Annotated in this window: 17 protein-coding genes; 11 read left to right on the top strand and 6 right to left on the bottom strand. The window is 72.3% G+C overall.

Annotated elements, in window-relative coordinates; translation table 11 throughout:
• Nucleotides 1–843 carry an IS5 family transposase gene (locus KPF47_RS25045; protein WP_224386276.1) on the bottom strand — a complete coding sequence of 281 codons (843 nt, stop codon included), beginning with the start codon at nucleotides 841–843 and terminating at the stop codon, nucleotides 1–3.
• A gap of 347 nt (nucleotides 844–1190) precedes the next feature.
• On the opposite strand from KPF47_RS25045, the gene KPF47_RS25050 reads away from it, so the two are divergent.
• The 6 genes from KPF47_RS25050 to KPF47_RS25075 all read left to right on the top strand — a co-directional run bounded on the left by KPF47_RS25050 (nucleotide 1191) and on the right by KPF47_RS25075 (nucleotide 7778).
• Nucleotides 1191–2306, top strand: coding sequence for a Gfo/Idh/MocA family protein (locus tag KPF47_RS25050; RefSeq protein WP_224391230.1), 1116 nt, complete (start codon nucleotides 1191–1193; stop codon nucleotides 2304–2306).
• Nucleotides 2303–3223 carry a sugar phosphate isomerase/epimerase gene (locus KPF47_RS25055; RefSeq protein WP_224391231.1) on the top strand — a complete coding sequence of 307 codons (921 nt, stop codon included), beginning with the start codon at nucleotides 2303–2305 and terminating at the stop codon, nucleotides 3221–3223. Before KPF47_RS25050 ends, KPF47_RS25055 begins: the two co-directional genes overlap by 4 nt.
• A 162-nt stretch (nucleotides 3224–3385) precedes the next feature.
• Nucleotides 3386–4678, top strand: coding sequence for an MFS transporter (locus tag KPF47_RS25060; protein ID WP_224391232.1), 1293 nt, complete (start codon nucleotides 3386–3388; stop codon nucleotides 4676–4678).
• 37 nt (nucleotides 4679–4715) lie between these two features.
• A complete protein-coding gene (locus KPF47_RS25065) occupies nucleotides 4716–6161 on the top strand; it encodes a GMC family oxidoreductase N-terminal domain-containing protein (protein ID WP_224391233.1) in 1446 nt (481 codons plus the stop codon).
• Between the two features lie 61 nt (nucleotides 6162–6222).
• On the top strand, nucleotides 6223–7080 hold the full coding sequence (locus tag KPF47_RS25070; RefSeq protein ID WP_224391014.1) for an IS5 family transposase: 858 nt from the start codon (nucleotides 6223–6225) through the stop codon (nucleotides 7078–7080).
• Between the two features lie 53 nt (nucleotides 7081–7133).
• Entirely contained in the window at nucleotides 7134–7778 is a 645-nt protein-coding gene (locus KPF47_RS25075; RefSeq protein ID WP_224391234.1) for a GMC family oxidoreductase, read from the top strand.
• Between the two features lie 115 nt (nucleotides 7779–7893).
• On the opposite strand, the gene KPF47_RS25080 is transcribed toward KPF47_RS25075, so the two are convergent.
• A complete protein-coding gene (locus KPF47_RS25080; protein WP_224391235.1) occupies nucleotides 7894–9246 on the bottom strand; it encodes an FAD-dependent oxidoreductase in 1353 nt (450 codons plus the stop codon).
• A 213-nt stretch (nucleotides 9247–9459) separates the two neighbouring features.
• On the opposite strand from KPF47_RS25080, the gene KPF47_RS25085 reads away from it, so the two are divergent.
• The 3 genes from KPF47_RS25085 to KPF47_RS25095 all read left to right on the top strand — a co-directional run bounded on the left by KPF47_RS25085 (nucleotide 9460) and on the right by KPF47_RS25095 (nucleotide 12496).
• Nucleotides 9460–10059 carry a TetR/AcrR family transcriptional regulator gene (locus KPF47_RS25085; protein ID WP_224391236.1) on the top strand — a complete coding sequence of 200 codons (600 nt, stop codon included), beginning with the start codon at nucleotides 9460–9462 and terminating at the stop codon, nucleotides 10057–10059.
• Between the two features lie 323 nt (nucleotides 10060–10382).
• A complete protein-coding gene (locus KPF47_RS25090; RefSeq protein WP_224391237.1) occupies nucleotides 10383–11225 on the top strand; it encodes a mycofactocin-coupled SDR family oxidoreductase in 843 nt (280 codons plus the stop codon).
• Nucleotides 11222–12496 (top strand): AI-2E family transporter, encoded by a 1275-nt coding sequence (locus tag KPF47_RS25095; RefSeq protein ID WP_224391238.1) that lies wholly within the window; start codon nucleotides 11222–11224, stop codon nucleotides 12494–12496. Before KPF47_RS25090 ends, KPF47_RS25095 begins: the two co-directional genes overlap by 4 nt.
• 107 nt (nucleotides 12497–12603) lie before the next feature.
• Here the strand turns inward: KPF47_RS25095 and KPF47_RS25100 are convergent, their stop codons facing one another.
• Complete coding sequence (locus tag KPF47_RS25100; protein WP_224391239.1) at nucleotides 12604–13212, bottom strand: TetR/AcrR family transcriptional regulator; 609 nt, start codon at nucleotides 13210–13212, stop codon at nucleotides 12604–12606.
• Nucleotides 13213–13303: 91 nt separating this feature from the next.
• On the opposite strand from KPF47_RS25100, the gene KPF47_RS25105 reads away from it, so the two are divergent.
• Nucleotides 13304–14044, top strand: coding sequence for an SDR family NAD(P)-dependent oxidoreductase (locus KPF47_RS25105; protein ID WP_224391240.1), 741 nt, complete (start codon nucleotides 13304–13306; stop codon nucleotides 14042–14044).
• A gap of 171 nt (nucleotides 14045–14215) precedes the next feature.
• Nucleotides 14216–15238: an ABC transporter substrate-binding protein gene (locus KPF47_RS25110; RefSeq protein ID WP_224391241.1), complete on the top strand. Its 1023-nt coding sequence runs from the start codon at nucleotides 14216–14218 to the stop codon at nucleotides 15236–15238.
• Here KPF47_RS25110 and KPF47_RS25115 read toward each other — a convergent pair.
• Genes KPF47_RS25115 through KPF47_RS25125 form a run of 3 tightly spaced genes read right to left on the bottom strand, consistent with a single transcriptional unit; the run spans nucleotide 15225 to nucleotide 19029 of the window.
• Nucleotides 15225–16037: an alpha/beta fold hydrolase gene (locus KPF47_RS25115; protein ID WP_224391242.1), complete on the bottom strand. Its 813-nt coding sequence runs from the start codon at nucleotides 16035–16037 to the stop codon at nucleotides 15225–15227. The two genes, KPF47_RS25110 and KPF47_RS25115, sit on opposite strands and share 14 nt — an antisense overlap.
• A complete protein-coding gene (locus tag KPF47_RS25120) occupies nucleotides 16034–17674 on the bottom strand; it encodes a (2,3-dihydroxybenzoyl)adenylate synthase (RefSeq protein ID WP_224391244.1) in 1641 nt (546 codons plus the stop codon). Before KPF47_RS25120 ends, KPF47_RS25115 begins: the two co-directional genes overlap by 4 nt.
• Nucleotides 17671–19029: a salicylate synthase gene (locus KPF47_RS25125; RefSeq protein WP_224391245.1), complete on the bottom strand. Its 1359-nt coding sequence runs from the start codon at nucleotides 19027–19029 to the stop codon at nucleotides 17671–17673. Before KPF47_RS25125 ends, KPF47_RS25120 begins: the two co-directional genes overlap by 4 nt.
• Nucleotides 19030–19103 lie beyond the last annotated feature (74 nt).

Consider the following 19103-nt stretch of genomic DNA (forward strand, 5'->3'; position numbering starts at 1 on the left):
TCATGGACGTCGTGCAGGTCGGGCGTTCCAGCGGTGTGTGGTCCAGGCCTGCCGAATCAAGCTACGGAGTGTGACGATCGTGTCGGCGAGGTCGAAGAACGCGTCGACGACGATTTCTCGTCGTTCGTAGCAGCGCTGCAGCCGGTTGAAGCTGTTGTGCCAAGCGTTGGTCCGCTCGACGTGCCAGCGGCGGGTGGCCTGGATCGGCGCTTTCTCACCCTTGTGCGCGATCTCGCCGTGCAGGCCTCGTTCGGCCAGCGTGTCGCGGGTCTTGCCGGAGTCATAGCCGGCGTCGAGGTGCACGGTGATGTCGTCGGGCAGCGGGCCGAGAGCATCGAGGCGGTCGAGGGTGGGGCCCAGTAGCGGGGAGTCGTGCCGGTTGGCTCCGGCCAGGACTCGGCCCAGCGGGATGCCGTATCCCTCGACGAGCACCGAACGTTTCATACCCTGTTTGCGCCGGTCCACCGGCGACGGACCGGCGACCTCGCCGCCGCCGGGGGCCTTGGTGATGGCGCCATCGACGGCGATGTCGTGCAGCAGCAGACCGACGATGCGGTCGTAGGCGTCCAGGACGATCCGACGCAACTGGGCGAAGACCCCGAGCCTGATCCACTCGTCACGACGATCGCGGATGGTGGTCGCCGAGCAGGTGCTGTCAGCGATGCCCTCATACGAGCAGCCGAACCGCAGTACCTGCAGGAGCTTGTCGAACACGATCCGATCCGCGATCCGGCGGCGATGGCAGCCCAGCGGATGGGTGGGATCGAACTCGTCTCGATGAGGCAGCAGCGCGGTGAACTGGTCCCACAACGGCTCGGTCAGCCATGATGGCAGGGTGGGCACGCGGCCTCCAGACGATCACGAAGCGTAGATAACTTCATGATCGGCAGGCCCGTACCCGCCCTCGCCCCCAGACACTCGACCGCGGCCAAGCTGTGACCAATCCGCGCGACCTCTTAGAGGTCATTTCAGAACGAGGTCGACGTGTCTGTTGTAGACGACAAGCGGCTATCTGACCTGCCGTTTGATCTGTCGTCGAGGGGTCAATGGAAACTCGACAAGTCGTTCTGAAACGACCTCTTAATCACCGTACAAACTATATTTCAGCCGTTTTTCAAAAGTAAGAGCATCTCTACGGTCGGTTCGGTGGCGGGGTTGCCGCAGGACCCTGCTCGACGTGAAGGGAATTCATGACCGTGTCAGCGTCCACCCGCGTCCGCCGCGTCGCCGTCGTCGGCGCCGGGATGATCGGCGCCCTGCACCACCGCGCCGCAGTGCTCGCCGGCGCCCGGGTGGAGGGTGTGCTGGCGTCCCGGCCGGACCGTTCCGCAGAGGTGGCCACCCGGTGGGGTGTCCCGACCGCCTTCGGATCCATCGAGGAGGTCGTCGACTCCGGGGTCGATCTGGTCCATGTCGCCAGCCCGAACGCCACCCACGCCCCCTACGTCCGCAGGCTGCTCGCAGCCGGGATCCACGTGATCTGCGAGAAGCCCCTCGGCGTGACCAGGACGGAGGCCGTCGGGCTGGCCGACGCCGCCGACGCCGCCGGCGTGGTCGCGACCGTGCCGTTCGTCTACCGCTTCCACCCCATCGTCCGGGAGGTCCGGGCCCGGGCCGCCGACGGCGAGTTCGGCCGGTGGACGCTGCTGCACGGCAGCTATCTCCAGGACTGGATGCTCTCGCCGCAGGCCTCCGGCTGGCGCGTCGACGCCGGGGCCGGCGGTGCCTCCCGGGCCTTCGCCGACATCGGCTCGCACTGGTGCGACCTGGTGGAGTGGGTCAGCGGGGAACGGATCGCCGCGGTCAGTGCCCAGCGGTCGGTCGCCTTCGAGCACCGCCCCGGCCCGGACGGGACGCCGGCACCCGTGTCCACGGAGGACAGTGCCGTGGCGTTGTTCCGGACCCACTCGGGGGTCCTCGGATCGGTCACCGTCTCCCAGGTCGCGCCCGGACGTCGCAACCGGCTGTGGTTCGAGCTCGACGGCACGGCGGCGAGCGCCGTGTTCGACCAGGAGAACCCGGAGCAGGTCTGGCTGGGAGGGCCGGGGACCGACCGGATCCTCTCCCGCGGACACGGCCCCGGTGCGGCCGAGCAGCAGCGGCTCTCGGTACTCCCTCCGGGACACCCGCAGGGATTCGCGCACTGCATGGAGGCGTTCGTCGCCGACACCTACGCCGCCGTGACCGGTGAGAAGCCGTCCGGCCTCCCGACCTTCGAGGACGGAGCCCGCTCGGCCGCCGTCGTCGAGGCGATGCTGCGATCCTCGGAGTCGGGCAGCTGGACCGCGGTGGAGGTGAGGTCGTGAAACTCGGCATGCTGACGGCCTGCCTGCCCTCGTGGTCGCTGGACTCCATCGCGGCGTTCGCGGCACGCACGGGATACGAGGCGTTGGAGGTGGCCTGCTGGCCCGCGACCGGGGGTCGCGACTTCGAAGCGGCGCATCTCCCGGTGGCGGCCCTCGACGCCGCGGTCGTCGACGCGACGCGCGCGACGATGGACGAACACGCCCTCGAGATCTCCGCACTGGCCTACTACGAGAACAACCTGCACCCGGACCGCGCCCGGCGGGCCGAGATCCACGAGCACCTGCGGAGCACCATCGACGCCGCGGCCGTGCTCGGTGTGCCCTACGCCGGCACGTTCATCGGCCGCGACCCGGCCCGGTCGGTCCCCGACAACATGCGCGAGGCCGAGCGGGTCATGGCGCCGCTGGTGGAGTACGCCGGTGAACGCGGCGTACTCCTGGTGATCGAGAACTGCGTGATGGAGGGCTGGCACCCCGACGGCTACCCGGGCAACATCGCCTACTCCCCCGAGCTGTGGGAATGGATGTTCTCCCTGGGCCTCTACCTCAACTGGGACCCGTCGCACCTGATGTGGATCGGGATCGACCCGCTCGAGACGATCCTCCCGTACGCCGACCGGATCGTGCACGCCCAGGCCAAGGACATCGAGCTCGACCCCCGGGCACGCAACCGGTTCGGTGCGTTCGGCACCGTCGACAAGGGCGACGACCCGTGGGCGACGGGATGGTGGCGCTACCGGGTACCGGGGCGGGGCCAGGTCGACTGGTCCGGGGTCGTCGACCGCCTGTACGAGGCGGGCTTCACCGGGACCCTGTCCGTCGAGCACGAGGACCCGCTGTGGGGCGGCACCGACGACCGGGTGCTCCGCGGGCTCGAGATCGCCCATCGAACGCTCCGTCCCCTGGTCGTCGGCTGACGCCCCGCCGGGAAGCCCGCGCCCGGTCCGCCGGGGACCCACCACCCGGGAGCGCGGGGCGACCGGCGATCCGCCGTCCGCGTCGCGCGGACGTGCCCCGCCCCGTCCCGAACCCCGCCATCCGCTCCGGTCGACCGGAGCCACCGTTTCCAGGAGACCGCAATGCCGCAGTCCCACGATCCCGCCGACACGGGGCTCGCCGGTGCCGCTCACCCGTCACCGGGCACGGCCCGGGCGTCGACCCGCCTCGTCGCGCTCTACGTACTGGCCCAGTTCGGCCTGTGGACCGCTCTGCTGACACCGGTCACCGTGTCGCTCGCGCTCAAGGTCGCCGGCCTGGACGGAGCGAACAAGGCCACCGGGCTGGGCCTGATCCTGGGCGTCGGGGCCTTCATCGCGATGATCTGCATGCCGCTCTGGGGTGCGCTGTCGGACCGGACCACGTCCCGGTTCGGGCGCAGACGCCCGTGGCTCGCGGCGGGGGTCGTCGTCGGCGGGGTCGGTCTCGTGGTCGTCGTGCTGGCCCCGAACATGCTGGTGGTCGGGCTCGGCTGGTGCCTGTGCCAGGCCGCGTTCAACGCCACCCAGGCCGCGCTCAACGCCATCCTCCCCGACTACGTCCCCGACGAGCAGCGGGGCCGGGTGTCCGGGCTGCTCGGACTGACCCCGATCAGCGCAGTACTCCTGGGTACCCTGATCGTCCAGGTCGTGGGCAGCTCGTCGGCGTGGACGTTCCTGGTCCCGCTCGCCGTCGCCGCAGTGTTCGTCGGCCTGCTCGTCGCGGTGCTCCCCGATCGGCCGGCCGGCACCGATCCCGCCGCCGAGGCACCGGTCCGGTCGAACCCGCTCGAGTTCGTCCGCGGCTTCTGGATCAGCCCGCGGCGGCATCCGGACTTCGCCTGGGCCTTCCTCAGCCGGTTCCTCTTCTTCACCGGTGCCGCGTTCCTGCTGACCTACCAGGTCTACTTCCTCACCGACGGTCTCGGTGTCCCCACCGCCGAGGTGGCCGGGCGCGTGTTCGTCAGCACGCTGGTCAGCGCCGCGGTGACGATCACGGTGTCCGTGCTCGGCGGATGGCTGTCGGACCGTATCGGGAGACGGAAGCCGCTGGTCCTGGTCGCCGCCATGACCGGAGCGGTCGGGCTGCTGACGATCGGTACGTCGACCACCTTCACCCAGTTCCTCATCGGGAGCGCCGTGACCTCGGTGGGCACGGGTCTCTACCACGCCATCGACCTCGCCCTGGTCGCGTCCGTCCTGCCGAACCCGGACGACGCGGCCAAGGACATGGGCACCTTCCAGATCGCGAGCTCGATCCCGCAGTCGCTCGCCCCGACGATCGCCCCGGTCTTCCTGCTGCTCGGCAACGGCGAGTACGTCGCCGTGTTCGTCGCGGCCGCCGTCTTCGCCGTGCTCGGTGCGATCGCGATCCAGCCCGTCCGCGGCGTCCGATGATCCACACCCACCGCAGAGAGCCGCTGAGGAGCACCGCGTGATCCCCTACCCCGACCGCTCGCTCGTCGCCCGCCTGCTCGACGTGCTGATCCCTCCCGACGTCCAGCCCGGGGCGACCGACGCGGGTGTGCTCGCGTGGCTCGACGACGTCGCCGCCGATCACCACGCGCAGTACTGGACGACCCTGTTCACCCCCGGCCTCGACGCGCTCGCCGCGGACCTCGCAGCCGGTGCGGAGCTGGACACGGAGCTGGTCGCCACGCTCGGCGGCCAGGACCGGCGTCCCGGTTGGACGGTGTCGCCCGCCACCTTCGTCGGCACGCTGGCCGACGTCGCCGCGCACGGCTACTACGGGCGCCGCGAGAGTGGATCGTGGCCCGGGATCGGCTACGACCCGGCGCCGAAGCTGCCCGTGCCCGACGTCGTACGGCACGTCGCACCCACCGAGTCCGGCCCCGAGGCCCTCGACGGCCGCTACGACGTCATCGTGGTCGGGGCGGGTGCCGGCGGTGGGGTGGCGGCGCGGGTGCTCACCGAGGCCGGTGCGCGGGTGCTGCTGCTGGACCGGGGCCGGTTCCTGACCACCGACGCCATCGGTCACGACCACCTGGCCAACCACCGGTTCTCGGCCTACGGGCACAACACCGGCCCGGCGCGGGCGGGGAACCCGCGTGTCGTCGCGGACGCCGAGGGCGAGCACCGCATCGACGCGCCGCACGACTTCCGGTGGCACAACAACGCGATGACCGTCGGCGGAGGTACCCGGGTCTATCAGGGCATGGCCTGGCGCTTCCAACCCGACGACTTCCGCATGGCCTCGCGTTACGGCGTCCCGGAGGGAAGCTCGCTCGCCGACTGGCCGCTCACCTACGACGAGCTGGAACCGTTCTACACCCGGGTCGAGCAGGAGTTCGGCGTGTGCGGTGACGGATCGGTGCACCGGTTCCAGGGACACCGCAGCGCCCCGTACCCCATGCCCGCACAGCCCGAGACCGCGGAGGCCGGGGTGCTCCGCAAGGGCGCCGAGGCCCTCGGCCTGAGTACCGGACCGGTCCCGCTCCTGATCAACACCGAGCACCGGCACGGCAGGGCGGCATGCGTCCGGTGCGGCCAGTGCATCGGTTTCGGCTGCCCGGTCGACGCCCGTGCGGGCTCCCACAACACGGTCATCCCGCTCGCGCTGGCCACCGGGCTGTGCCGGCTCGTGCCGGGGCAGTTCGTCGAGCGCGTCCTCGTCGACGGCTCCGGGAGGGCGACCGGGGTCGTCGTGGACGACCTGCGGACCGGCGTGCGACGCGAGGTCCGGGCCGGTGCCGTCGTGCTCGCCGCGGGCGCGATCGAGACGGCACGTCTGCTGCTCGCCAGTGCCACCACCGACTTCCCCGACGGGCTGGGCAACCGCACCGGCCACGTTGGTCGGCATCTGCAGGGGCACAACTACGAGCGTCCGGCAGTAGAGGTGGCCGTGTGTCGGTGTTGGTAGAGACACGGACCTGCAAGTGATCATGGGATTGCTGATGTCCTGATGGTCGCCTGGAGGGTCCGTGCCTCTATTGCCAGAATCGCTGATCGACCCCCTCTGGGTCGAGTTCGCTGCCCTGATCGAGGCAGAGCGGCGCCCGGAGTTCGACCCGGCCCATCCGTGGGGATGTCACCGCCGCCGTATCCCCGACCGCCTGGTGTTCGAGCACGTGCTCGCGGCGTTGGTGCACGGCAGCGGCTACGAACGCATTGCCACCCCCGGCTGCTCGGACCGCACGATCCGCCGCCGTCTCGCCCAGTGGGCCGCCGCTGGCGTCGGGGAGCAGGTCCTTCGGGCCGCGCTGGCCGGCTATGACCAGATGATCGGTCTCGACCTCGACGATCTGTCTGCCGACGGAGCGATCACCAAGGCTCCCTGCGGTGGCGAGGGCGCCGGCTGTAACCCGGTCGACCGGGGCAAACAGGGCACCAAACGCTCCGTGGTCTGCGACGGTGCGGGGATCCCGCTGCACCTGATCAGCGCCCGCGCCAATGACCACGACTCGCCGTTGCTGAAACCGACCCTGATCGGGATCTACGACATGATCGGGCCGCGGCCCGAGCGACCGTGCCTGCACCTGGACCGGGGCTATGACTCAGGCAAGACCCGCGATCTGCTCGAACGACTCGGGTTCGACGCACAGATCGCCACCAAGGGCCGGCCCGCCCCGATCCAGGTCGGTAAGCGGTGGCCGGTCGAGCGCACCCATTCCTGGATGAACGGCTACGGCAAGCTGCGCCGGTTCACCGATCGCCGGAAGATCATCGTCGAGTTCTACCTCAACCTCGCCGCCGCGCTCACCGTGATCCGCCGGCTGATCAACCGTGCCCGCAGCCGCTACCGCTGGACAACCCGACCCACGACCCGTCGACTCCGATAACCATCAATCGCCGGACGCTCTACGTCGGGGCGTTCGGGCTGTTCGACGACCCCGTGCAGGATCTGCACGGTCCCGGTGTCTCCATCGCGACCACCGAGTACACCCACGACCTGGGCGGGGAGGGGATCGGGGGCGGCGTGATCGCCAACGAGGTCGTCAAGATGCCCGCGCTGTTCCGGGTCTGGGCGGCTCCGCCGGGTGCTCCGCGGTGGGGGTACGACGCCAAGCAGTGGATGCGGGACGCCTACCTGCGTACGGCCCACCTGATGGGCCCGATCCAGGAGATCCCGAACCCGCAGGCACGCGTCACCCTCGCCGCCGACGTCCGGGACGCGCTGGGGCACCGGGTCGCCCGGCTGTCCGGTGCCCAGCATCCGGAGAGCGTGCGCGCCGCGCACGCGCTGCGCCGACGCGCGGAGCAGTGGATGCACGCCTCCGGAGCCCGGCAGGTCTGGAGCCCACCGGTACAGACGGGCCTGTCCGCGGGCCAGCACCAGGCCGGGACCGCACGCATGGGGACCGGCCCCGGTGACTCGGTCACCGACCCGTACGGCCGGGTGCACGGACACGCCGGGCTGTGGATCAGCGATGCCTCCCTGCACGTCACCAACGGCGGGGTGAACCCGGTTCTCACCATCCTCGCGCTGGCGTACCGCGGCATCGGCGAACTCGCGGCGAGCGGCGTCGGCGGCCGGTGACCTTCCGACGGGGTCGGCACCGCGCGAGGCCGTCCCCGCGGATGCGCAGAGACAGAGGAGCGGGCCGCCACGTGTTCGTGGCGGCCCGCCCCCTCTGTGGTCCCTGCCCGCCGGCTCACACGGTGACGTCGTCCCGCTTCAGGACGTCGTCCAGGTGCGCGGCGAGTGCCGCGGCCGTGGCGCGGTTGTCCGGGTCGGTCATCTCCTGCAGGTCGAAGAGCCCGGCCGACAGGCGTGACCCGCGCAGCCAGTCGAACAGCTCGGGCGAACCGGACCAGCGGTGCAGGCGCTCCATCCGCGTGCCGTAGAAGGACAGCAGGTCACGTGCGGTACGGGGGTTCTGCGCCGGTGGGGCCAGCGCGTTGCGGGCGACGTCGTCGAGATCGAGCGACTCCAGCTTCCCGACCACCGCCGCGCTGGGGGCGACCAGGCACGGCAACAGGGGCTGCAGCGTGATCACGTTCTCCGCGAAGACGGGCCTGGTCGGCTTCTGGGTGAGCCCGTCGGCGGAGCAGTCGACGTAGACGGTCCCCGGCGGAGTCGTGATGCTGCCGCCCTCCAGGTGGACCCCGGTGGAGTCCATGCGCCGCACACGCCCCAGCCGCACCACGTTCTCGATCCCCCGGAGCCGGTCGAGCTCGGTGGAGCTGACCGTCGCGCAGCGGAAGGCGCCGGGAGTGACGGAGGGGTCGCGTCGGAGCACGAGACCCAGCTCCTCCAGCGCGCCGATCGCGGCGTCGGCCGAGTCGTGACCGTGCAGATACGTCAGCTCCCGGAACTGCGACACGGCCCCTTCGTGGCTGCGGTTGACCAACCACGCGTCACGCGGGGCGATCCACCTGATGCGGTCCGGATCGACCCCCTGGCTCAGCAGCCACAGACAGGCGTCCAGACCCGTCTTGCCCGCCCCGACGACGGTGAACCGTTCGGGCACTCCACCGAGCTCCACCAGCTGGTTGACCGGGACGACCTGCACCCCGTCCCCGACGGTGTAGCCCGGGCGCTTCATCGCGGGCACAGTGACGTTCACGTAGGAGGCGTCGACGACCCGTTTCCTGACGATGATCTCGGTCGTGGCGCCGTTGACCAGAGACGTCGCGCGGGCAGTGCCCGGGGGCCCGTCCCCCGCCCCGGCGACGTCGTGCATCGGCAGGTAGGTGACGCGGCCCGAGGCCAGCAGCACGTCACGCATGATGCGGTCGTAGTAGTCGAGGATCTCGTTGCGCGAGGCGAGGCTCGCCCCGATGGAGTCGCTCGGCATGGCCCGGGAGTGGACCCCGTAGACGTTCGACGGCCCGTGCAACCGGACGAACGGGTACGACAGCGTCCAGTGGCCGCCGGGGGCGTGGTTGCGGTCCACCACGGCCATCGTGTGGTCGCTCTCGCCGACCAGTGCGTCGGCGAACGCCATGCCGGTCGCACCGGCACCGATGATCAGGTAGTCGACGGTGATCGTTTCAGGAGACATGTCCGCCCTCGGTCGTCGCTGGCTGTCGTCTGGGAAGGGGTGCACCTGGTCGGAACCGGCACGTCAGGCCGTCCGTCCGGTGTGGATACGCACCCGGGGTCACCGGTGGTGTCCGACCGCCACGGTATCCATGCTCAGCACTCGATGCCATTTATGGCAGTTCATGTCACATCTGACTGCCTGAGCTAGGGTCGCGCCATGGAGCGAGCAGCGGTGCCCCTGCGAGATCGCAAGCGTCAGGCGGTGCGCACGGAAGTGATCGCGGTCGCGGTGGACCTCTTCCTCGACCACGGCTACGAGGCCGTCACCGTCGACCAGATCGCCGCGGCGGCCGGGCTGTCCTCGCGCAGCTTCTTCCGGTACTTCGCGAACAAGGAGGCCGTCTTCACCCAGCTGCTCGACGAGACCGGGACCGGCATCGCCGAGCGACTCGCCGGACGTCCGCCCCACGAGGAGCCCTGGCTCGCGCTGCGCCGTGCGTTCGACGACGTGATCGAGATGCTCGATGACGACGACGAGGAGAACCGGCGGTCGCTACGGACCATGCGACTCATCTACGACACGCCGGCGCTCTACGGCAGCCATCTGTGGAAGCAGACGCAGTGGAACAGACTCCTCGCCGACGCTCTCACCTCCCGACCGGCCGCCACGCCCTCCGCCGAGCAGCGCCTCCACGCAGGCGCCCTCGCCGCCGCGGCCGTCGCGTGCTTCGAGTACGCCCGAGCCGAGTGGGTCGACTGCGGCGGCACCCGGCCCGTGTCGGAGCTCCTCGACCTGGCGATGGGCGCCGTCCATCCGTTGCCCGACGCCTAGACCGTCCGGTCCGGACGGCCCGGCGACCCCGGCGACCCCGACGTCACGATCCGGATCTCGCGACCGTCCGGCGCGACGGCGGTGAGATCGGCCGGCCCGCGCTGCTCGCGACTGCAGCAGGACGACGCGGACCGCGTGTCCGCCGGAGCCCTCCCGTGGACGAGCCGGCGGGACGACACAGGCCCTCGGGCGGAGGTGGCCGATCGGCGAGGTCCGGGCCCGCAGACCGATCGCCGGAATCGACCGCCGCGGGGATGGGGTACTTTCTGCACTGAGTGCATGAAGGTGCGGACGCATCCCGTCACGAGAAGAGGTCGACGTCCATGGGTTCGGTCGAGAACAAGGTCGCAGTGATCAGCGGTGCAGCCCGGGGGCAGGGCAGGGCTCACGCACTGCGCCTGGCGGAGGAGGGCGCCGACATCATCGCCCTCGACCTCTGCCGGGACATCGACTCGATGGACTACCCCAACGCGACCTCGGCCGATCTCGCCGCGACCGTCTCGGAGATCGAGCGGACAGGGCGACGGGTCGTGGCGCGTGAGGTCGACGTCAGGGATGCAGCGGCCGTCAGGCTGGCCGTCGACGAGGGTGTTGCCACCCTCGGTCGGCTCGACATCGTCATCGCACAGGCGGGCATCGTCCGCTACACCGAGGCGGACTCGTACACCGAGGAGATGCAGGTCTGGGCCGACATCCTGGGCGTCAACATCACCGGCTACTTCCACCTCGTCGAGGCCTCGATCCCGCACCTCGTCACGGGAGGGCGCGGCGGGTCGATCGTCATGACCGGCTCCACCGCGGCGACGCGTCCGGTCGGCGCCACCGGGGGCCGAGTCGCGTACATGGCGGCCAAGCACGGCGCGGTCGGCCTCATGAAGACCTACGCCCTCGCCCTGGCCGGCGACTGGATCCGGGTGAACGTGGTGCACCCCACCGGTGTCGTCTCGGGCATGACCGTGAACGCCACGGTGGAGACGCTGGCCGCCCGCGCCGCAGCCGACGAGGCCGACCAGGACAACTGGATCGCGCGGTCCCGGAACCTGCTCGACGTCGCCACCGTCGAACCGGCCGACGTCACCGAGGCGATCATGTTCCTCGTGTCGGACCGGGCCCGCTACATCACCGGCGAGGAGATCAAGGTCGACGCGGGGTTCTCGCTGCTGTGAGCCGGCGAACGCCGCCGACGACGCAGGCGACCAGCCGCAGCACGGTGCTCGGCACCGGACTGACCTGGGTCGCCGAATGGAGCCTGCGCATCGCACTCATCGGACTCGGCCTGGTGATCGCCGATCACGTGATCGGCACTCTGTGGGTGATCGTGTGGCCGGTGGTGCTGGCTGTCCTGTTCAGCACCGTCCTGCGCCCGCCCGCCGCCTGGCTGATCCGGCGCCGGATCCCGCCCGCGCCGGCCTCGGCGCTGGTCCTGCTGGTCGCGCTCGCCACGGTGAGCGGCCTGCTCGGGGCGATCGCGCCGTCGGTCACCGGCCAGGTACAGCAGATCTCCGACGGCGTCGTGCACGCACTCGACCGCGTGCAGCAGTGGGCGTTCGGGCCCCCGCTGAACCTGGGCGAGGGCGAGGCGGGGGCCTTCATCGACCAGGTCACCTCCCAGCTGCAGCAGAGTGCCGCGGCGATCGCGGGCGGAGTACTCGCCGGGGTCTCGACGATCGCGTCCGGCCTGCTCTCGATCGTGCTGGCGCTGGTTCTGACGTTCTTCTTCGTCAAGGACGGACCCCGGTTCCTGCCGTGGCTGACGTCGATCACGGGGCCCGCCGTGGGCGGACACCTGTCCGAGGTGCTGTCCCGGATGTGGTCGGTCCTCGGCGGCTTCCTCCGGGTGCAGGCACTGGTGAGCCTGATCGACGCGGTGTTCATCGGGATCGGGCTGGTGGTGCTGGGCGTACCGCTCGCGCTGCCGCTCGCGGTGCTCACCTTCCTCGGCGGGTTCATCCCGATCGTGGGAGCGGTCGTCGCGGGCGCGATGGCAGTGCTGATCGCACTGGTCACCCAGGGATTCGGCACCGCGGTCGCGGTGGCGGTACTCGTCGTGGCGGTGCAGCAGATCGAGGGCAACGTCCTGCAGCCGTTCCTCCAGGGACAGAGACTCAAGCTGCACGGCTCGGTCGTTCTCCTGGCCGTCACCGCGGGCGGGTCGCTGTTCGGCATCGTCGGGGCGTTTCTCGCGGTGCCGACGACCGCAGTCGTCGCGGTGCTGCTGCGCTACCTCGGCGAGCAGATCGATCGTCGGGACCCTCGCCCCACCTGCGAGACCCGGCCCGACGATCACACCGGGTCCGACGGACCACCGGACGACGTCGGAGGTCGGCCCACTCCACAGGACGAGAACGACACTCCCGCACACCCCGGCGTTCCGGTCGAACGACAGCCGGACCGCACCGGCGGCAGCCCTCCCGCGGGCGCGCCGACACCCGAGTGACAGCACCGACGAGCACCCGTCCGACGACGCGGGCAGCCGATCACCCGCGCCCTCTCATGCCGGGAGCGGGCTCCCCGTGCACCCCGCCAGACCGCCGGCGGACCCCGTCACGCCGACGGCCAGTGCAGGAGAGCCGAGTCGGCGACCCGGTGCAGCTCCTCACGACCCGCTCCGCCCGCTGCCTGAACGGCGATGCCGTTGGACACCACCATCACGTAGCGTGCGAGCAGATCCGGGTCCGAGGACGCCGACAGGTCCCCCTCGTCCCGGGCCCGCTCGAACCGTTCGACCAGCCGGGCCCGAACGTCGTCCCGCAGGTCGGAGGCGGCGTCCCGCACTCCCCTGTCACCAGGAGCCACGGCGAGCGCGCCCTGCACGCTCAGGCACCCGGCAGGGCGGTCGGGCCGGGTGGTCGCCTCGACGCCGGCGTGCAGGAACGCCGCGGCCACCGACCGGGCGGTCGGCTGCTCCAGGGCACACGACCCGTAGGACCCCGGCCCGGCGAGGTAGCGGTCCAGAGCCTTGCGGAACAGCGCCTCCTTGTTGCCGAACGCCGCATACATGCTGGTACGGGTGATCCCCATCGCGGCCGTCAGGTCCGTGAGGCTGGCCCCTTCGTAGCCCTGCGCCCAGAACACCCGCATCGCCCGTTCGAGCGCCTCGTCGACGTCGAACCCGCGCGGCCGCCCGACGGTCGCCCCCGCCTCGCCTGCCATGCCACCGAGCATAGTCCGCCCCCTCCCGGCGACAGCGTGCTACGTTTATTCTGTACCGAACGATACTGAATTAACAGGAGGTCGGCGCCCGATGGGACAACTGGACGGCAAGACGGCGGTGGTGACCGGTGGCAGCTCCGGGATCGGTCTGGCGACGGCGAAGCGGTTCGCCGCCGAGGGCGCTCACGTGTTCGTCACCGGCCGAGGTGAGGTCGCACTGAGGAAGGCGGCCGCCGAGATCGGCGATGCCACCCCCGTCGTCGGCGACGTCGGCGTCGCCGCCGACCTGGACCGGCTCTACGACCAGGTCCGCGAGCGTGGTCAGGGCCTGGACGTGTTGTTCGCCAACGCCGCACTCAACCTGCTCGGGACCATCGAGGAGTTCACCGACGCCGACTTCGACCGGGTCTTCGACACCAACGTCAAGGGCACCTTCCACACCGTCCAGAAGGCACTGCCGTTGTTCAACCCCGGCGCGTCGGTAGTGCTCGCCTCGTCCACCTCGGCCGGCAGCGGGGCCGATCGCTTCGGGTTCTACGGCGCGTCCAAGGCAGCGGTGCGGGCCTTCGGACGGACCTGGGCCGGCGAGCTCGCGGGCCGCGGCGTGCGGGTCAACGTGATCACGCCCGGCCCGACCGACACCACCATGTTCGAGGACGTCTTCGGCGCACAGGCCGACGAACTGCGGGCCCGGATCGGCGCCGGGCTCCCCGCGCAGCGGATCGGGGACCCGGACGAGATCGCCTCGGCCGTGCTGTTCCTCGCCTCGTCGCACAGCAGCTACGCCTACGGGGCGGACCTGCAGGTCGACGGGGGACAGCTGCAGGTCTGACCCGGGTCGCAGCGACGGCGGGAGAGGTCGCGACGTCGTGGGCGGGTTCTTCCGGTGGGCGACGCGCCACCACCCGCACGCGGACGGGCCTCGGCGGGCCCCGACGGTGACGGTGGTGCAGAACACCCCGCTCACCGGAACCCGGAGCCGCCCGCGGACGACTGTCGGAGTGTGCGTCCCCCACCGGTCCCCCCGGCCCGCTCGTCGGTCGTCGCGCTCGTCGTCGCGGCCCTGCTGCTCGTCGCCGGGTGCGCCGGCGCACCACCGGCCACCGGTCCTCACGGAACGGACGCCGCGTTCCCGCTGACGGTGGACCACGCCTTCGGGTCGACGACGATCCCGGACCGCCCGCAGCGGGTCGTCGCGCTGGGGGCGGCCGACGTCGCGGTCGCCAGGGAGCTCGGGGCGGACGTCGTCGGCGGGCTGCGCAACGCCGGGGAGTCCCAGCCGCAGGCGCCCTACCTCGCGCCGTTCCCGGACGGGGTGCTGACGATCGGTGAACTGGAGCCGCTGCCGCTGGAGCGGATCGCGGCGTACCGCCCGGACGTCATCCTGGCCGTGTCGTCCTACCTCGTGACCGACCGCGACGCCTACGAGCGCCTCAGCGCCGTCGCACCGACCGTGGTCTACCGCGATGCGCTGTTCGGCGCCACGATGCAGGACGACGCCCGGCGGATCGGGGCGGCCCTCGGCGCACCGGACCGGGCCGAGGAGCTGGTCGCGCGGGCCGACGGCGCCGTCGCCGCGCTGCGGTCGGAGCTCCCCGGCCTCACCGGCCGGTCGGTGCTGGTCGGGCAGGCACGGGGCGACGTCATCCCGCTCATCGTCGACCCGGCGAACCAGTCGACGGCGCTGACCCGCGCGCTCGGGCTGGGGCTGCCGCCGACCTTCGCCACCGACCCGCCCACCGGTGACGAGGTCGCCCCCGGCACGGTCGCGCTCTCCTACGAGGAGGCGGGCCGTCTGGCGGAGGCGGATCTGGTCGTCATGAGCTTCCCGACCGCGGCCGACCGCCGGCGCTTCGAGAGCAGCCCGGTGGTGGCGCAGGCGCTGTCGCGCACGACGTACGTCCCGATCGGCCTCGACGAGGCGATCGCCCTGCAGGCACCGAACGTGGTGTCCACCGGCTGGCTGCTCGACCGGCTCCGTCCGGCGCTGGCCCGGGTGGCCGCCGCGCCCGCTACCGGCCGCTGAGGAACGCGACCGTCGCCCGGTTCACCTCGTCGGGCCGTTCGAGGTAGCCGTAGTGCCCGGCGTCGGCGACCTCGACGTAGCGGGCGCCGGGGACGGCGTCGGCGACCTCGCGGCTCAGGTGCGGCGGGATGGCGGCGTCGTCGGCGAAGGCGAGCACCAGCAGCGGCACGGCGAGTGCGCGGTAGGCCTCGGTCCGGTCGCGCAGCGCCATCGACACCTGCAGCTGGGTCCGGTGCCCCTTGGACACACCGGCCCCGGCGAACGCCAGGATGTCCAGCCAGTCCTGGGCGTCGCGGTCGGCGCGCAGGGTCGCCAGCGACAGGTACTGCAGCGCGGACACCGCGGCGTGGTAGCCCTCGGGCAGCTCGACACCGGCGTCCGCCAGTGCGATCTCGCCGGCGGTGATCGCCCGCTGCACCGGGCCGAGCCGGGCGTGCGCCGCCATCGCGACGACCCGGGTGACCAGATCCGGCCGGGCCAGTGCCGCCTCGATCACGACGCGCGAGCCGAGCGAGGTGCCGACGAGCGCGGCCGGCCCGGTGTCGAGGTGCGCGACGAGGGCCAGCACGTCGGCGGCCATGTCGTCGACGGTGAACCCGTGCGCGCACTCGTCGGTCGGCGGGATGCCCCGGTTGTCGAGGGTCAGGACCCGGTGGCCCGCGTCGCGCAGCGCGGGCACCTGGTGGGTCTGCCAGACCCGCCCCGGGCTGCCGGTGCCCATCACGAGGACGACGGGCGGGCCGTCGCCGCCGTGGTCGGTCCAGGACAGCCGGATGCCGTTGAGGTTCGTCACCGTCATCGGGACACCTTCCCCTCCGCGGCGAGCAGCACGCCCAGCGCCCGCTTGTCGATCTTGCCGACGGCGGTGAGCGGCAGGTCGTCGCGGACGACGACCCGGTCCGGTGACATGAACCGGGCCAGCCCGCGCTCGGTGAGGAAGGTACGCAGCGCACGCCGCTTCGGCGGCGTCGCGCCCGGCGCCGGGACGATCACGGCGCACACCGCCTCGCCCAGGTCGTCGTCCGGGATCCCGACGACGGCCGCGCCGGCGATGTCCGGGTGTGCCAGCAGGTGCTCCTCCAGCTCGGTGGCGGCCACGTTCTCGCCGCCGCGGTTCACGACGTCCTTGATCCGGCCCTCGACGACCAGGTGCCCGCTCGGGAGCCGGCGCACCAGGTCGCCGGTGCGGTAGTAGCCGTCCGGGGTGAACGAGCCGGCGTCGTGCTCACGGGCCCGGTAGTAGCCGCGCAGCGTGTACGGCCCGCGGGTCCACAGCTCCCCCGCCGTCCCCTCCGCGACGTCGGCGCCGTCCCGGTCGACGACCCGGATCTCGTCGGCCGGGCTGAGCGGGCGCCCCTGGCTGACCGCGACGAGGTCGTCGGGGTCGTCGAGCCGGGTGTAGTTCAGCAGCCCCTCGGCCATCCCGAAGACCTGCTGCACGGTGGCACCGAGCTCGGGGCGCACGCGGCGGGCCAGCGTCGCGTCGCACTTGGCCCCGCCGACCTGGACCAGGCGCAGCGTCGACAGGTCCCAGGACCCGCGGCCGTCGCCCGCGAGGTCGGCCCAGAGCCGCAGCAGTGGCGGCACCATCGCGGTGACCGTGACGCCCTCGGCCGCGACCAGCCCGAGGGTGACGTCCGGGCTCGGGACGGGCGCGAGCACGACCGTGGCCCCCACCCCGAGCGCGCCCAGCAGGCCCGGGCAGGCCAGCGGGAAGTTGTGCGCCAGCGGCAGGCAGGCGAGGTAGACGTCGTGCGCGGTGAGCGCGCAGACCTCGGCGCTGGCCCGGGCGTTGTAGGCGTAGTCGCGGTGGGTGCGCGGGATCAGCTTCGGCTTGCCCGTGGTGCCGCCGGAGACGAGCAGGACCGCGACCTGCCCGGGGTCGGGCCGCGGGAGCGGCTCGGCGGTGCCGGCGGGCAGGTCGGCGATCGCGGTGGTCCCCGGCAGGGGCTCGCCGTCGACGAGGAGGTGGCGCAGCGAGGGCACCGCCTTCGCCACCTGCACCGCGAGCTCGCGGTGGTCGAAGCCCTCGACGACCTCGGGTCCGACGTAGGCCACGGCCCCGGACAGCGCCGCGAGGTGCTCGATCTCGGCCTGCCGGTGCGCGGGCAGGGTCAGCACCGGCACCGCCCCGGCCCGCAGCAGCCCGAACAGCGTCACCGGGAACTCGGCGACGTTGGGCAGGTGCACCACGACGCGGTCGCCCTCGGCGATGCCGAGCGCCCGCAGCGAACGGGCGCGGGCGTCCGCGGCCCGGTCCAGTTCGGCGTAGGTCCGCCGGCTCGGTCCCGCGACGACGGCGACGGCGTCGCCGTACCGCCCGGCCCACTGCCCCAGCAGGTCACCGAGGGTGTCCTCGCCCCAGTAGCCCTCGCGCCGGTAGCGCTCCACGTCGGCATCGGGCCAGCCGAGCGCCCCGTCGATGAGCACGGTCACGTCGTCTCCTCCCCGACCAGGAACCGGCTGACGCTGCGCAGCTTCTCCCGGGTCTCCTCCAGCTCCCGTTCCGGCGTGGACGCACCGACGATCCCGGCCCCGGCCCGCAGCCAGGTCCGGCCCTGCGCGCGGTAGATGGCGCGCAGCACGAGCGCGGCGTCGAGCGCCCCGGTGTGGTCGACGGTGAGCACCGCGCCGCTGTAGAGCCCGCGCGCACCCTCGTGGCGGCTGATCGCCGCGCACGCCGGGGCCTTCGGGAGCCCGGACGCGGTGACCGCGGGGAACAGCCGTCCCAGCGCGTCCCAGGCGGTGGCGCCGGGCCGCAGCCTGCCGCGGACGCGGGACGCGAGGTGCTGGACGCTGCCGCGCTCGACCACCCGCATGAACTCCTCCACGACGACGGCGTCCGGGTCGCTCACCTGCGACACCTCGTCCTGGGCGACCTGCACCGAGACGGCGTGCTCGTAGATCTCCTTGGGGTCGCGCCGCAGCTCGTCGGACAGCTCGGCGTCGCGTCCCGGCTCCCCGGACCGGGCCCGGGTGCCGGCCAGCGGCTGGGTCGAGAAGGTCCCGTCGGCGGCGACCTCGACCACGGTCTCCGGGCTGAACCCGGCCGCCTCCAGCCCGCCGAGCCGCAGCAGGAACGAGCGGGCCGGGGTGTTGTGCGCCCGGCCGTGCCGGTAGGTGGCCGGCAGGTCGACCGGCTCGGTGACCGGGACGGTGCGGGACAGGATGACCTTGCGGAAACGGTCCTCGGCGATCTCGGCGACGGCCGCGGCGACCGAGCCGCGGTAGGCCTCGGCCCGGGCGGACTCGTCGACGGTCACCGGCGGTCCGGTGCGCGGACCGGTGGGCCCGGCACCGAGGATCGCGTCGCGCCAGGCCCGCGCGACGGCGTCGTCGGCGGTCTCGACGTCCGCGCCGCCGGGGTGCAGGTGCGCGCGGTGGCGGGGAAGCAGCAGGTGCAGCAGAGTTCCCGTGCCCGGGGGCAGCTCCCCGCCGTGCAGGAGGTGGGCCAGCTCGAACGACGCCCAGCCGAAGGCCTGCCACCCGGTGCCGCCGACCTCGGCGAGGGCGGCGGCGACCTGGCCGAGCGGGTCGGCGGCGAGCGGTTCGTGCCGGGTGCCGCCGGGTGCGGTGACGGTCAGGCCGTCCGGGCCGAGCACGAGCTCGGCGGCGGCGCCCGCGGCCAGGAAGACGTCGTCGCCGCGCTCGTAGAGCACGTAGGGGTCCCCGTCGGGTACCGCGCGGGCGATCGCGGTGGCGCCGGCGATCCGGTCGGCGGCGGACCGGGTCCGCTCGGTGGGGGCCGGGTCGGTGCGCGGCGGGCCGGCCGCCTCGGTGGTCGTGGACATGGTCGGATCTCCTTCGGACCGGCGCTCGCGCCACCGGGGGTGGGGTCGTGGGGTGCCGGGACGTGGTGGGTGGC

Origin of the sequence: Pseudonocardia sp. ICBG1293, assembly GCF_020131355.1 — a bacterium.
Lineage (GTDB): Bacteria > Actinomycetota > Actinomycetes > Mycobacteriales > Pseudonocardiaceae > Pseudonocardia.